The following is a 16,614-nucleotide window of genomic DNA, read 5'->3' on the forward strand; positions in this document are numbered from 1 at the left end:
ACTACTGAAGTTCTAATATGATTACCGACTTCGACTGAAGTGTTATTTGCTTTGTAACATCAGTAACATTACCCTCTATTACATTTCTGCCTTTTGTATAACCTTTGATATTCTGGCGGTAACGGGCTGTGTCTATTGCCTGTTCTTTATCGCTGTTGTTTATAGCAACCATAACGGTTTCTTTATCGTTATGCCTGAAGTAAACGTAAACATTGTTATACGGCAGATAATGGGTGGTTTTACCGGTATGTATTACCTCTTTGCTTTTTCTCCAGTTAAATAGTTTGGATGAGAACTCAAACCACTTTTGCTGCTCGGCAGTGCGCCCGCTTTGCGTGAAGGCATTGTTTTTATCGCCTTGCCAGCCACCGGAAAAATCCCTGCGGATATCGCCGTCGCCTTTGCCTTTATCGCCAGCCATGCCTATCTCGGTACCGTAATATATTTGCGGGATACCGCGCACAGTAGCAAGCAGCGCCATAGCCATTTTGTATTTATTAAAATCGTTTTTATAAATTTCGTTAAACCTGCCAGTATCGTGGTTCTCTGCAAAAACAAGTATGTTGTTGATATCCGGGTATAAAAAGTCGTTAGTGAAATTGTCGTACACCTTTTGCATACCGCTGTCCCACCCGGCATTGTCTTCATTAAATACATTGCCAAAAGCATCGTGCAGGGTAAAGTCCATAACACTTGGCAGGTAGCTGTTGTAGCTTTGGATGGCGGCTATCTTGCTGTCCTTTTGCCAATAAGCCATCTGTGCCTGGTCGTGCATCCAAACTTCGCCCACTATATTAAAATGCGGGTATTCGTCCATAATCGCTTTTGTCCATTTGGCAATACCTTCTTTGTCGTTATAGGAATAGGTATCTACACGGAAACCATCCAGATCGGCATATTCAATCCACCAAATGGCGTTTTGGGTAAGGTAGTTCAGCACAAGCGGGTTGCTTTGGTTAAGGTCGGGCATATCGCTCACAAACCAGCCGTCCATACAATATCGGGAATCAACATCAGAAGCATTCGGGTCGAACTGCGTTGTCATGCGGTAATTACTCTGTGCATAGCCTGGGAACTGGTGTACCCAGTCGTAGGTAGGCAGGTCTTTATACATCCAGTGCTCACTGCCCCAGTGGTTGGTTACGTAATCCAGTATCAGTTTCATGTCCCTCTTTTTAAGTTCCTGCGAAAGCCTTAAATAGTCTTCGTTAGTGCCGTAGCGCGGGTCTATTTTATACACATCGGTTTGTGCATAACCGTGGTAAGAACCCCTGTTGTGCCTGTCTTCGCAAAGCGGTGTGCTCCACAGGGCGGTTGCGCCCAGTTGTTCTATATAATCAAGGTTGTTGATAATACCCTGTATATCGCCGCCATGCCTGCCAAACGGCTCGTTGCGGTTGGCAGTATCGCCCATGCCCTCAGCATTGTCGTTGGCAGGATTGCCATTGGCAAAGCGGTCGGGCATTATAAGGTATATAAGGTCAGACGAATCAAACCCTTCCCTAAGGGCAGAACCTTCTTTCCTTTGCCTTAGTGTGTATTTTTGTGTAAATGCTGCCTTATTTTTGTCCTTAAACGTGAAAACAAAATCAGAAGCAGGAATATCTTTAGTATCTATGGTAACGAAAACATAATTAGGGTTTTCAGTCTTAACCACATTTTTTATAACGACACCGTTATTTACAGTAGGGGTATATTTTGCTATGTCTTTTCCGTAGAACATAACCTGCAATTCAGGGTTATGCATACCGGCATACCAGAACGGCGGTTCTACACGCTCTACCTGTGCCAATGCCGCTGTGCAGCAAAAAAGGAATATATAGAATATTTTATTCATCAACCTGTTATTGTGCCACAATATTGCGGCATATTAAAAAGCCTGCAAAGCCGGGGATTCGGCTTTACAGGCAATAAAAAATTAAACTGTTACCAAAGCGTTGGGTTCTACCCTAACTTCTTTACCATTTACAAATACGGTAAGCTCTTTATCGCCTTCCAGTGTAAAATTGGTTTCTCCCGGATGTACAGAAACTTTAAGTATCTGGTTCCTGAAGTTTATCTTGAATGAGTAGCCCTCCCATTGTGCCGGTATGCGCGGCTCAAAATGAAGTGCATCATTTTTAACCCTCATGCCCCCAAAACCTTCTACAATGCTCATCCACGTTCCGGCCATACTGGTTATGTGCAGGCCTTCTTCCACTTCCTTGTTATAATCGTCAAGGTCAAGGCGCGATGTCCTTAAATAGAAAGTGTAAGCCTGTTCCATCCTGCCTAATACGGCAGCCTGTATAGAGTGGACACATGGCGAAAGCGATGACTCATGTACTGTTAGCGGCTCATAGAAATCAAAGTGCTTTTCAAGATCGGATTTGCTAAAGTGGTCTTCAAAAAAGTAGAAGCCCTGCAGTACATCGGCCTGCTTAATGTAGCACGAACGCAGTATCCTGTCCCAGCTCCATTTCTGGTTGATAGGCCTCTGGCTGCGGTCAAGTTCGCTTACCGGGATAAGTTCTTTGTCAAGGAAACCGTCCTGCTGCAGGTACACACCATACTCTTGTGCATAAGGGAAGTACATGTTATCAGCAACGTTTTTCCATTCTTTTACTTCTTCGGCAGTAAGCTTAACCTTCTGCATAATGCGTGTATGGTCGGCTTTATACTCTGCCTCTGTTTTAGCTATCTGCTCAACAGTATAATCTATACACCATTTAGCAATGTAGTTGGTGTAGAAGTTATTGTTAATGTTGTTTTCATATTCGTTTGGCCCGGTAACACCCAGTATCATGTACTTGTTTTTGTGTGCCGACCATGTAGCCCTCTGGTGCCAGAAACGTGCTATGCCTATCAGTACCTCAAGCCCTTTTTCAGGGATGTAGCTGTAATCACCCGTAAAACGGTAGTAGTTAAAAATGGCAAAGGCAATAGCCCCGTTACGGTGAATTTCCTCAAAGGTAATTTCCCACTCGTTGTGGCATTCTTCACCATTCATGGTTACCATCGGGTAAAGTGCTGCGCCATTGGTAAAGCCAAGCTTTTCAGCATTTTCTATTGCTTTATCCAGTTGGTTGTAGCGGTATGTAAGCAGGTTACGGGCAACATTCTGGTCTTTTGTTGCCATATAGAACGGCAGGCAGTAGGCCTCGGTATCCCAATAGGTACTTCCGCCATATTTCTCACCTGTAAACCCTTTAGGGCCTATATTAAGCCTCGGGTCTTTACCAAGATACGTCTGGTTTAGCTGAAAGATATTAAAACGGATGCCCTGCTGTGCCTTTACGTCGCCTTCTATAGTAATATCTGCCATTTCCCAAATGCGTGCCCATGCTTCTTTTTGCTCCTGCAGTAATACATCATAGCCTTTTTGCTGTGCGGTGGCAATAACATTTTGTGCAGCCGCTACCAGTTTGTCTTCGGCGTGGTTCATAGATACGGTATATCCGCCAAATTTAACTATGGCAGCCGTATCACCTTTTGAAATATTTACTGTATAAGAAAACTGTACTTTATCTTCAGCCGACTTAACATCAGCAGGGTTCAGCGACCGGTTTTCTCCGTTCAGCAATATATGATTGTCCATAAAAGCTGCAACCGTAAAATGCGTTTTAAAGGTGCGTGCTTTTGCAAAGGCACTATTGCCGTTATTTTCGGTACCAAGCGGTTCCCAGAAAGTTTCTTCCCAGTTGGCATCTTCATTTTTAACCCCTGCATCAAGGTAAGGGCTAAAGGCTATTTCGGCATTGCCGTTAAGCGGTGTTACCTCAAATTTTATAACGCCAAGCTCATCATCATTAATAGAAAGAAAACGACGCACATTTACCGCTACCTCTGTACCGTTTTGCAGCACAGCCTCGAAAGAACGGTTGTACCAGCCTTCTTTCATATTAAGCTCACGCTTAAAACCGCGTACCTGTTTTGGTGTGTTAAGGTCTAATGCTTCGCCGTTTATGCTAACATCTATACCAATCCAGTTAGGGGCATTAAGTACTTTGGCGAAGTAATGCGGATAACCGTTTTTCCACCAGCCTACTTTTGTTTTGTCGGGGTAATAAATACCTGCAATATAGCTGCCCTGAAACGTGTGCCCTGAATAGCTTTCCTCAAAATTGGCACGCTGCCCCATGGCTCCGTTGCCTATACTAAATAGGCTTTCGGAAGATTTTACCCTTTCTGCATCAAACCCTTCTTCTATAATCGACCAATTGTTAGGTACTATATAATCCTGGTTCATTTTAATTATTTAATAAGTTTTGTAAAAATGTAGTGTGTATTTCAGTAAAGTCTTTAAAATTATATTGGGCTTCGTGCAGCACGGCGGCATCGCCTATGCCTACACTTACCATATTGGCAATGTTTGCTGCCTGCACCCCCGCTACAGAGTCTTCAAACACAACGGCACCCTGTGCAGGCATGCCTAATTTTTGTGCTGCCTGTAAAAATACCTCAGGGTCGGGTTTGGCATTGCTAACATCGTTACCATCTACTATTGCATCAAAATAATGCAGTATGTTTACTTTTTCCAATATCGGCTTTGCGTTTTTGCTGGCAGAGCCTAATGCTATGGGCTGCCCGTTCTGCCTTAAATATTGCAGCACCGGCAGAACCCCTTCTAGAATCTCACTTTCATCCATGTTGTTGATGTAAGTAAGGTATTCTTCATTCTTTTGTTTCAGCCAGGTATCTTTATCCTCCTGAGAGGCTTCTGCATTGCCCAGGCCAAGTATAATATCTAAAGAGCGCACACGGCTAACCCCTTTAAGCTGTTCGTTATGTTCATGCGTAAATTCAATCCCCAACTGCTGTGCAAGCTTTTGCCATGCCAAAAAATGGTACTTGGCAGTATCTACAATCACACCATCCAGGTCGAATATAAAGGCTTTCTTTTTCATTAATTTTTTATGCTTTAATATCAATTTTTTTCTGGACGTTTACTCCCATTGTCAACAACCCGGCCAGTATCATAGAGCATCCGCCCACTATAAGGGCATATACAGGCTCACTGTCAAAAAATTCAGAAACAAGGAAACCCAGTATGGTACCTGCAACGATTTGTGGTATTACCACAAAAAAGTTGAACACGCCCATATAGTATCCCATTTTGGCAGAAGGTAATGCCCCGGAAAGCATTGCGTATGGAATAGACAATATACTTGCCCATGCTATACCAACGCCAACCATTGCAAGCAGCAGCCCTGCCTTATCTGAAAGAAAGTAAATGGATATAAGCCCGATACCGCCCGCTATCAGCGAAAGCATGTGGGTAAATTTATTACTGGTGCGCTTTGCAATTACCGGAAGCAGGAACGCCACGGCAGCTGCAACACCGTTATAAACTGTAAACATAACCGACACCCAGTCGGCGGCATCATTATATACTTTTGATGTGGTATCTGTAGTACCGAAAACGTGCCCGGTAACCGCTGCTGTAGTATATATCCACATAGAGAAAAGCGCAAACCACGAAAAGAACTGAACCCAGGCCAGTTGCTTCATGGTTTTAGGCATATTAAGCAGGTCTGTAACAATAATCGTAAAAGCGTTCTTTACATTTTTTTTGCGTAGCTGTGATACAATTGCAAACAGCAACCCGATAACAAAAACACCTAACGTTAAAATGTAAAGCTCCTTATGCTTGTTTTGCCCGTCGGCAGAATTGATGTGGTAAACATAATAAGAGGCCGCTGCACCGATAACTGCAAAAAACAAACCGTAAACCAGCTGTTTTTTTTCGGTTATGATTTGTGCAACTGAAACCCTGCCGCTGTCTTTACGCAAAAGCTCGGCTTCTTTAGCCTTTTCAAAGGCTTCCAACTCTTCCGGGCTGTATTCTTTAGATTTATAAACTGTCCATAACACAGCCAGTAAAAATGTAACACCTCCTACATAGAAGGACCATTTTACTGAAGGGGGAACAATACCTTCAGGAGCAGTATTCTCAATACCGAAAAAATTTGTGAAGACATAAGGCAACGCCGAACCCACCACAGCACCCGTACCGATAAAAAAGCTTTGCATGGCAAAACCCAGTGTACGCTGCCTGTCGGGCAGGTTATCTCCTACAAATGCCCTGAACGGCTCCATGGATATGTTAATAGATGAGTCCATTATCCAAAGGGTACCGATGGCTATCCAAAGTGTTGGAGAGTTGGGCATCATAAAAAGGGCAATTGCCGAAAGTATAGCCCCTACTAAAAAGTAAGGCCGCCTGCGCCCGAGCCTTGTCCATGTCCTGTCGCTAAAGTAACCAACAATAGGCTGTACTATCAGGCCGGTTAGTGGTGCGGCAAGCCAGTATAAGCCAATTTTATCTACTTCGGCCCCAAGGGTATCAAAAATACGGGAAGTATTGGCATTTTGCAGGGCAAAACCAAACTGTATTCCCAGGAAACCAAAACTCATGTTCCAGATTTCCCAGAAACCTAATTTACGCTTCTCCATTATCGTAATTTATGTATTAATACTACGATAAGCGCGTTACTGCTTATCAAAACCTATTGTGCGAAGTGAAATTATAAGCTTTGATAATCAATACAAATATAAATGTTTTTTAATCCGAAAAACTTTTTGATATAAAAAAAATTCCGGCCCAAAAGCCGGAAATATTTTTTTATTATTTTGAAAAACAATTACTTACACAAAACTACAACGTTGGCGTAGATTCTCTTTCTACAAGATGTGTTTCTATAAGCTCGGTACGGTAAAGTTCGTTTTCTTCTTCCATTTCGAGCCTCTCAATAAGCATCTGGGCAGCCCTTCCGCCCATTTTAATACCGTTTTGGCTGATGGTTGATATACTTGGCGTAGAGAATTGGGATATAATCCCGTCTGTAAATCCGATAACAGATAAGTCTTCAGGTACTTTAAGCCCCATTTTATTGGCAAGCTTTATAGTGGTTACCGCAAACAGCTCATTAACCGCAAATATGGCATCGGGCTTTTGCTCCTGAAGCAGCTTCTCTATCTTGCTGGCGCAGTTCTCTATATCTTCAATTTTTACGATCATGGCATCATCTGCTGTCCTGTCATGATCTTTAAGCGCATTAATGTAGCCATCTGTGCGCAGCTTGCCTACACTTACATAATCAACCGTGGTTACAAGGCCTATTTTTTTAAAGTTATTTTTTATGAAAAAATCAACCGCTTCATAGGCTGCCAGCTGGTCATCTATAATAACTTTGTCGCAAAGCACTTCGTTGGTAACCCTGTCAAACATTACCACAGGCATACCCTGGTTTATAACTTCTTCTATGTGGTGAAAATCCTTTTTTAGCTGTGTTTCCTTACTTAAAGACATAATAAACCCGTCTATACTGCCATTGGCAAGCATCTCCATGTTAATTACCTCTTTATCAAAAGATTCATCCGAAAGACACACAATAACATTATAGCCATTTTCATTGGCCACCTGCTCTATACCACTGATTACCGTAGCAAAAAAATGGTGTACAATTTCGGGTATTATAATACCAATCGTCTTTGTTTTTTTGTTCTTGAGGCTAAGGGCTATATTGTTAGGCCTGTAGTTGTAAAGCTTGGCAAAAGCCTGTACTTTCTGGCGGGTATCTTCGCTTATCTCGGGACTGTTTCGCAGTGATTTTGAAACTGTTGAGATAGACACGTCAAGTTCCTTTGCAATTTGTTTAAGGGTTACTTTTCTTTTCATTTAGAAATTGTAAACTATTATTTCGCAAATAAAGATAAACCTAATTTTAATTAATAGCAATTATCTTACTGAAATTGTGCAACATCTGAAAAGTTTTCAACACGCAAACGTTTTCGGCAGGCACACCGCGCGAAAACGTTTTTTTGTTTGGCGATTTTACATAATTTTAACATTCGAAGTGAACTTATAAGCAAAAAGCAAAGCAAAATTAACCTAAACAACTTGTATGAAAACAATGTATCAAAAGTTCTTACTTTTCTTACTCATGCTACCCCTAAGTGTGCTTGCGCAGAGTACAGTAACGGGTACTGTGAGTGAAAGTGCCACCGGGCTGCCCATACCGGGGGCAAATGTAATAGTGGAGGGCACAAACAATGGTACCACAACCGATATTGACGGTAACTATACCCTTAACGGCGTGAGTGCCGGAAACCGTATAGTTTTCAGCTTTATTGGTTTTGCAAACCAGGTGGTAGAATATACCGGGCAGGCAACCATAAATGTATCGCTTGATGAAGATGCCACACAACTTGAAGAGGTTGTGGTAATTGGTTATGGTACCACTACCAAAAAAGATGCTACCGGCTCATTAACCACAGTATCATCTGAAGAGTTTAATAAAGGTGCCATTACAACTGCCGACCAGTTACTAACGGGTAGGGCTCCGGGTGTAAGGATTACAAGCGCAGGCGGTCAGCCTGATGCTGCCCCGAACATCAGGATACGTGGCGGTAGCTCTCTTGGTGCTCAAAACAACCCTTTAATAATAATTGACGGTGTGCCGTTAGATTTTGTTAACCCTGCCGGTGTTAGCAACCCTCTGTCTTTAGTTAACCCTAATGACGTTGAATCATTTACTATATTGAAAGATGCATCAGCAACTGCAATATATGGTTCAAGAGCATCAAACGGTGTAATTATCATTACTACTAAAAAAGGCACATCAGGAGCACCACAGTTTAACTATACAGCTAATGTTGGTTTTGGTAAAGCTACCGACCTGATTGATGTAATGGATAGTGAAACGTTTGTACGCTTTATGAGAGAATACAATCCTAACTTCACAAATTTGCTCGGTATTGATGACCCTTCAACAGATGCAGTAGATAACCCAGCTACAGAAGAAATAGAAGGAAGATTAATTTATAACACAAAGTGGCAGGATGAGATATTAAGGACTTCTTTCTTTACTGACCATACATTTAGCAGCCGCGCAAACCTGTTCGGTAAAATACCTGCAAGGGCGTCTATAGGCTATACTAAAAACGAAGGCTTAGTTAAAACTAATGATTATGAACGTTATAGTGCTTCTATTAAACTTACGCCAACGTTGTTAGACGACCATCTTAAAATAGATCTTAACGCAAAAGGTTTCTGGGTAGAAAAAAATGCAATTGATGAAGGCGGTGCTTTAGGTGGTGCCTTAAACATGGATCCTACAAAGCCTGTTTATGCACCATTTGACACAAATAATTTTGGCGGATACTATCAGCCAACAAACGCTAATGGTTTACTTGACGGTCAGTACAACCCTGTAAACCTTCTTAATGAGAGAACAAGGCCTGAATTGGTTAATAAACTGATAGGTAACATTCAGTTTGATTATAAAATGCATTTTCTTCCGGACCTGAAGGCAGTGGTAAATTTAGGTATAGAAGCTTCTCGCGCAAAAATGCGTGAAGAGTTCGGGAATTTTGCATTAGCAAGTGCCAGGTTTGATGATGTTAATGACCAACTTGTTTTTAACCCGGGGGTTAACTACAGAGAAACACAGCATATTACTAACAAACTTCTTGATGCTTATCTGTCTTATACAAAAACTTTTGAAGGCGTGATTACACGTGTTGATGCTCAGGCAGGACACTCTTATCAAAGCTTTACAAATGATGGGTTTAAATCAGAGTTTCGCTATAATGATGATGTCGATAATGGACCTTTAGGTGTTAGGGAAGAAGTACTTGATCCACTAAATCCAAATAATAGGTATTATAACAAAACTGTTCTTCAGTCATACTTTGGCCGTGCTAATGTTGATTTATTTAACAAATATCTTTTTACCTTTACACTTAGGGCAGATGGTTCTTCTCTTTTCAGGGAAGATGAGCGTTGGGGTTATTTCCCGGCTGCAGCACTTGCGTGGAGGGTAAAAGACGAAACGTTTTTAAAAGACAGTAAAACAGTTAACGATCTTAAATTAAGGTTAAGTGTGGGACAAACAGGCCAACAGGATATAACAGGACTGCAAGGTTATTATCCAAGTTCTGCGTTGTTTAGCCCCGGCAGTGTAAACAGCCAGTACTTACCGGGTATAAACACATACAGCGCATTACCGTTTAATGACCAGTTACAGTGGGAAGTTACAACCACTTATAACGTAGGGGTTGACTTTTCATTATTCAAAGACAATCTGCTTTCCGGTAGCGTAGATGTTTACAGAAGAGTAACAGATGACCTTTTAACACGTTCTGCTGTCCCTTCAGGTCAATACTTAACAAACGAAATTACTCAAAATGCCGGTTCACTTGAAAACAGGGGTATAGAAGTAGATCTTACTTTAAGGCCAATTTCTAACGAAAACTTTTCATGGGATATTTTAGGAAACATCTCCTACAACTTCGGAGAAGTCACAAGTCTTAAAAATGTATCGGCTATAGATGCAACTGAGTCAGGCCTTCCTGTATCAACAGGTTTAAGGCTTGCGCGTCACAGTGTTGGTTCTCAACCTTACTCAGCCTGGGTATTTGAACAACTTTATGACAGCCAGGGCAACCCGATAGTTGACGCTTACAGAGACCGTAACGGTGACGGAGTGATTACTAATGATGACAGGTATTTTAAAGCTATGCGACCTAACTGGACATTTGGTTTTGCAACTAACTTTAACTACAAAAACTTTGACCTTTCTGCCAATTTCCACGGACAGTTAGACGGACAAGTATATAACGCGGTTAAACTTGTGGGCGGATGGACAGAAAGAGCTGTACCTAATAACACAAACAGCTTAAATAACGTTCTTGATTTTTATAATGGAGCCGCCGATCCGAGATTTTCTACTATTACCGGTAATATTCCGTTATCAGATTACTATCTTGAAGACGCTGCCTTTTTAAGGTGTGATAATATAACTTTAGGTTACAGGTTTACAAAAATCATGAAGTCGGCAACGCTTCGTGTTTACGGCACAATCAATAATGCATTCCTAATTACAGAATATTCTGGTCAGGATCCTGAAAACTTTAACGCAATAGACAATAACTTCTATCCGCGTCCGCGCACATACAGTTTCGGTTTAAACCTTGACTTTTAATAAAATAATTGTATATGAAAAATTTCAGAAATAAATTAATTGTAGGTTTAGCTACACTTGCGCTTATAACAGCCTCGTGTACTGATGACCTGAACACAAAGCCAAAGGTAGAACTGTCTTTGGAGAACCTGTTACAGAGAGACCCCGCTGCTATTGAAGGATTACTATCAAAGATGTATGGAGCATTTGCTCTCTCAGGACCTGATGGACCGGGCAGTTCTGATATTTCAGGGCCGGATCCCGGTGAAACCGCTTTTCTAAGAGGTATTATCAATCTTCAGGATTTTACTGCTGACGGTATGAAGAACCGTTGGGGCGACGATGGTCTGGATCAGTTGACAACTACATCTGACTGGGATGCTAATAACAAGTTCTTCAGGTATCTTTATGACAGGGTATATTATGTTGTTCCACAAACTACTAATATTATTCTTGCGCTTGAAAATGTAGATGTGGCTAACGAAGAACAGATAGTAAGTGAGCTTCGTTTTATACGTGCTCTTGCCTACTATTATATGATAGACTGTTTTGGAAAAGGTGTATTGGTTAACGAAAGTAATTATGGTGAAACTACGCCACTTCCCGAATCATCAAGAACAGAGCTTTTTGAATATGTTGAAGGAGAGCTATTGGCAATAGAATCTGCTATGCCTGTAACTAACGGATATGGCAGGGCAAATAAATCTGTAGTTCGTATGCTATTAGCTAAGCTATACCTTAACGCCGAAGTGTATACCGGGCAAGAAAGGTGGACTGATGCTTTTAACTACACTAACCTTGTAATAACGGAAGGCGGCTATAGTCTGGCTGATGATTTTGTAAGCGTATTCAGCGGGGATAACAATACTTCTCCGGAAATTATTTTCCCGCTTATAGCAGATCCGATTATAAGCCAGAGTTTTGGTAATACCACTTATATTGTGAATGGTTCACAAAGTACCGAAACTATGCCTATAACTGAGTTTGGTACTACAGAGGGCTGGTCGGGCCACAGAGCCACAGAAGCATGGTACGGGCTTTATGGCGACCTTGAGACCTCTCCGGACGACAGGGCACAGCTTTTCTGGACTGAAGGGCATAGCTATGAAATGGCTAACTATAAAATTTGGACTGATGGTTATCCTTCAATCAAATTCAGGAATACAAACTATAACGGCAGCTCTATAGCCACATCTTTCTCACCTACAGATTTCCCAATGTTCAGGCTTGCTGATGCATACCTTATGTATGCAGAATGCTTCCTAAGAAATGGCGGCGGCTCTCAGGGCGAAGCATTAAATTATGTAAATGCGGTGAGAAACAGGGCTAATGCCGGAGCTATATCAGCAGGTGAACTTACGCTTAACTTTATTCTTGATGAAAGGGCACGCGAACTTAACCTTGAAGGACACAGAAGGACAGACCTAATCCGTTTTGGCAGGTTTACAGGCGGTACTTACCTGTGGCCATGGAAAGGAAATTCTGTAAACGGAAGTTCTATTCCAAGCACGTATAATGTATTCCCTATTCCTGCAAGTGCTTTACAGTCTAACCCTAACTTAACACAAAACCCTGGTTACTAATCTTATTAATATTCAACAAATGAAAAAGATATTTAATTTATCAATTTTTACATTACTGTTTTTATCAGTAATGTCGTGCAGCACGGATGACAACAAAATTGTTGTAAATACTTCTAACAATCCGGTGCTTATAGCTCCAGAAAGCGGATCAACCATTACATTAAACGCAGGTGCTCCGGAATCTACTGCACTTACACTTGTATGGGATCATGCGGCCTACACTGTTGACACCGAAATTAACTATACTGTAGAGATGGCTGTTGCAGGTACTGATTTTGCAGCTCCTGTAGAAATTGGAACAACAACAAGCAGGATATTGCTTTTAAACAATACCGTGCTTAGGGACAGGCTTACAGATGAAGCTCCTGATGGCCTTGGGCTTAGCGACGAAGAAGATGCAAACGTAGAAGTAAGGGTAACCGCTTCTCTTGGTGATAATGCCGACCTGCCAATGGTATCTGAACCATTAGCATTTACAGTTAATTTTGGTGGCGAAGTGGTAGAGCCGGTAGAACCTGCACTTTTCCTGGTAGGCCAGGTACAGTCTTACTACGGTTTAAATGCATGGACTCCTACAACAGCTATACCAATGCGCTATATTGGTGATGGCGAAACTTTAGTGTTTGAAGCATATGTAAAAGTAGGCGCCGGAGACGGATTTAAATTTGTAGGTGCACAGGCAGATTGGGGTGATCAAACTCTAAATCTTGGTACAATTGGCGGAGTACAGGATGGCAACCTTGAAAACTCAGGTGGCAGCGGCGATATCAAAGTTGCTGAAACTGATGGCGCAGGCCAATATTATGTATGGGTTGACCTTGATAACCTTGAATACAAATATGTAAAAATGCAATGGGGTATAATTGGTGATGCAACTCCGGGTGCATGGAGTGATGAAACCCCTATGACATATGACTTTGCAAGCAACACATGGTCTATAACTACAACACTTTCTCAAGGCGCATTGAAGTTTAGGTCTGCTAATACCGGCCAGTTTATCGCTAACGACCCGTGGAAATTTAATGTTGGTGACAGCGACCCGCTGGTTACTTACAATCCAGCTTCTGGAGACTTCCCTATCACAGCAGGCTCTTATACACTTGGACTTACTGTTAACTTTGACGGTACTGCCGCAGTAACCGGACTGTAATTCTAGTTAATAACAAAAAGGGCTGTATAATCAGCCCTTTTTTATCACATTTAAATAATTATGAAAAAGATTACCCTCTTATTTTTACTATTGCTAAGCTATGCGGGTATTGCGCAGGTAACCACCTCCCCTTCTCCTGCCATAGCTACCGGGCCTGTAACCATTTTCTTTGATAAAGCGGGTACGCCTCTTGCCGGCTACAACGGCACCATATATGCACACATTGGCCTTACCGTAGATGGTAACCAATGGCAAAATGTTATTGGCGACTGGGGAAATAATACCACCCAGCCTGCTCTTACCCTGGTTTCAGGAACTACCTACAAGCTGGATATAACGCCGAATCTTTACACTTATTTTGGCGTACCTACTACAAGTACCATAACACAAATATGCGTTGTGTTCAGGGCTTCTACAGGGTCGCCGCAGTCGGTAGATCTTTTTGTTAACGTAGGTGCTTTCCAGGTAAACCTTACCAACCCTGCGGATGACAGTACTACCCTGCTTGCATCGGGCGGTTCGATAAACATTACTGCAACTAATACCGGCGGTAATGCAAGTTATACGCTAAAATCAAATGGTGCTACACTTAACACTAACGCCAGTACTTCAAGCTATGCCTACAACCATACTAACATAACTACCAATCAGAATTATGAATTGGTTGTACAACAGGGCACAAATACTATTACTAAAAACTTCTCGGTAGTAGTTAATCCTAACACAGTGTCTCAGGCTATGCCTGCAGGCGTTAGGGACGGTATCAACTATAGTGATGCCGATGCTACTAAAGCTACACTGGTTTTAAATGCTCCGGGTAAAGATTATGTATATGTTGCGGGCAGCTTTAACAACTGGCAGCCAACATCGGCTTATGCCATGAAAAAAGACCCTGCTACAGGAAAGTTCTGGTTAGAGCTTACAGGACTAACACCGGGCGCTGTTAATACCTTCCAGTATTGGGTGGTAGACCAGACTCCGTTTACCAACTCTCCTGCCCTTGTAAAAACAGCAGACCCGTTCTCTACACTGGTACTATCTCCTTATGATGATCCTTTTATAACTACCTATCCTGATATGCCTGCATATCCTGCGGGGCAGTCATTTGAGGTTTCGGTACTTCAAACAGCACAGCCTGCTTACAACTGGCAGGTAACAAATTTTGAAAGGCCTGCTAAAGAAGACCTTATCATTTATGAATTGCTGATAAGGGATTTTAATAATGAGAAAACATGGAACTCTTTAATTGACCAGATCAATTACTTTAAAAATCTTAATGTAAACGCCATAGAGCTAATGCCCGTAATGGAGTTTGAAGGAAACATTTCATGGGGTTACAATACAGCTTACCACCTTGCACTGGATAAGGCTTACGGTAATGAAAACTCTATGAAGCAGTTTATAGACCTTTGCCACCAAAACGGCATAGCAGTAATATTAGACCTTGCACTTAACCATGTTTACGGACGCTCACCACTTGCGCGCATGTGGGTAGATGACCCGGACGGTGACGGTTTTGGCAACACTACTACAGAAAACCCTTATTGCAACGTAATAGCAACACACTCTTATAGTGTGGGTACCGACCTTAACCACCAGTCAGAGCTTACCCAGTATTATACTGAAAGGACAATAGAGCACTGGATTACTGAATTTAAGATTGACGGTTTCCGTTGGGACCTTACCAAAGGCTTTACACAAGTTTGTAATGCCGGAGATGACTCTTGTACCAATGCATACCATACAGACAGGGTTAATATACTTAAGGAATATGCAGACTACCAGTGGTCTTTAGATCCTGATTTCTACGTGATATTCGAACACCTTGGTGTGGGCGGTTCTGCACAGGAAGAAGTTGAGTGGGCTAACTACAGGGCAGATGAAGGCAAAGGCATTATGCTTTGGGGCAAATATACTGACCCGTACAACCAAAACTCAATGGGTTATGCAAGCAACAGCAACTTTAACGCTATGGATTTCCAGAACAGGGGCTTTAATGAGCCAAGGCTTGTAGGTTATGCAGAAAGCCACGATGAGGAAAGGCTTATGTATAAAAACCTTGAGTTTGGTAACAACTCAGGAGGCTATAATGTAAAAGACCTTGAAACTGCTCTTGAAAGGCAAAAAGCTATAGGCGCTATGGTATTTACTATTCCTGGCCCTAAAATGCTTTGGCAGTTTGGCGAGCTTGGTTATGAGTACAGCATTAATTACTGCCAGAACGGAAGTATAAACAATAACTGCCGTACAGACCCTAAGCCTATACCGTTTGAACTTGGTTATACAGAAGAAGCTGCAAGGATGTCATTATACAACACCTGGGCAGATATTATAAAGCTAAGGCTTAATTATGATGTTTTCCATACAGATAATGTGACTATTGATTCAGGCGACCTTACACCAAGGATTGACATCTGGCGTACCGACCTGCCTGCAGGCGAATTGAGCAGTGTTATAGTATTGGCAAACTTTGATGTTACCGCTAAAACAGTAGAAACTTTCTTCCCGTCAACAGATAACTGGTATAACCTTTTAGCTAATGATGAAGTAATCAGCGGTACAACTGCAAGCATTACTCTACAACCGGGTGAATTCAGGATACTGGGTAACCAGCCTGCAGCTTTAAGCTCAGACAGGTTTGAGGCTTCTAAAGCAACGCTTTATCCTAACCCTGCATCAAACAGCTTCAGTATAAATGCTGATACAAATAAAGTAGAAGTATATACTGTAACAGGCCAGATGATAAAATCTTTCAGCGGCGCAAAAGCAAATACAACTTTTGACGTGAATAATCTTACTAATGGCATATATTTTGTAAGAATAACAGACAGTGAGATGCGTGTAAACACCATTAAACTGATCAAAAAATAAAGTTAGTTGAGTTAGTTTTTTATGTTAAGTTCAAAAAGGCCTTCAGTTCGGAGGCCTTTTGTGC

Annotated in this window: 9 protein-coding genes; 4 read left to right on the forward strand and 5 right to left on the reverse strand. The window is 41.8% G+C overall.

The window, feature by feature from the left end; genetic code table 11:
• Position 1: 1 nt before the first annotated feature.
• The 5 genes from KJK34_RS11730 to KJK34_RS11750 form a co-directional block, all read right to left on the reverse strand.
• The gene (locus KJK34_RS11730) at positions 2-1,837 is read right to left on the reverse strand and encodes a glycoside hydrolase family 13 protein (protein WP_223054078.1); all 1,836 of its coding nucleotides are present in this window, start codon (positions 1,835-1,837) and stop codon (positions 2-4) included.
• A gap of 81 nt (positions 1,838-1,918) precedes the next feature.
• A complete protein-coding gene (locus KJK34_RS11735) occupies positions 1,919-4,228 on the reverse strand; it encodes a glycoside hydrolase family 65 protein (RefSeq protein ID WP_223054079.1) in 2,310 nt (769 codons plus the stop codon).
• 1 nt (position 4,229) lies between these two features.
• Positions 4,230-4,886 (reverse strand): beta-phosphoglucomutase, encoded by a 657-nt coding sequence (gene pgmB, locus KJK34_RS11740; protein WP_223054080.1) that lies wholly within the window; start codon positions 4,884-4,886, stop codon positions 4,230-4,232.
• 7 nt (positions 4,887-4,893) lie between these two features.
• A complete protein-coding gene (locus KJK34_RS11745; RefSeq protein ID WP_223054081.1) occupies positions 4,894-6,435 on the reverse strand; it encodes an MFS transporter in 1,542 nt (513 codons plus the stop codon).
• 202 nt (positions 6,436-6,637) lie between these two features.
• A complete protein-coding gene (locus KJK34_RS11750) occupies positions 6,638-7,660 on the reverse strand; it encodes a LacI family DNA-binding transcriptional regulator (protein ID WP_223054082.1) in 1,023 nt (340 codons plus the stop codon).
• 226 nt (positions 7,661-7,886) lie between these two features.
• On the opposite strand from KJK34_RS11750, the gene KJK34_RS11755 reads away from it, so the two are divergent.
• Genes KJK34_RS11755 through KJK34_RS11770 form a run of 4 tightly spaced genes read left to right on the forward strand, consistent with a single transcriptional unit; the run spans position 7,887 to position 16,550 of the window.
• The gene (locus KJK34_RS11755) at positions 7,887-10,967 is read left to right on the forward strand and encodes a SusC/RagA family TonB-linked outer membrane protein (protein WP_223054083.1); all 3,081 of its coding nucleotides are present in this window, start codon (positions 7,887-7,889) and stop codon (positions 10,965-10,967) included.
• Between the two features lie 14 nt (positions 10,968-10,981).
• A complete protein-coding gene (locus KJK34_RS11760; RefSeq protein ID WP_223054084.1) occupies positions 10,982-12,529 on the forward strand; it encodes a RagB/SusD family nutrient uptake outer membrane protein in 1,548 nt (515 codons plus the stop codon).
• A gap of 19 nt (positions 12,530-12,548) precedes the next feature.
• Positions 12,549-13,679: a SusE domain-containing protein gene (locus KJK34_RS11765; RefSeq protein ID WP_223054085.1), complete on the forward strand. Its 1,131-nt coding sequence runs from the start codon at positions 12,549-12,551 to the stop codon at positions 13,677-13,679.
• A 60-nt stretch (positions 13,680-13,739) separates the two neighbouring features.
• The gene (locus tag KJK34_RS11770; protein WP_223054086.1) at positions 13,740-16,550 is read left to right on the forward strand and encodes an alpha-amylase family glycosyl hydrolase; all 2,811 of its coding nucleotides are present in this window, start codon (positions 13,740-13,742) and stop codon (positions 16,548-16,550) included.
• Positions 16,551-16,614 lie beyond the last annotated feature (64 nt).

Origin of the sequence: Flavobacterium coralii (assembly GCF_019891545.1) — a bacterium.
In the GTDB taxonomy this organism is placed as follows: Bacteria; Bacteroidota; Bacteroidia; order Flavobacteriales; family Flavobacteriaceae; genus Flavobacterium; species Flavobacterium coralii.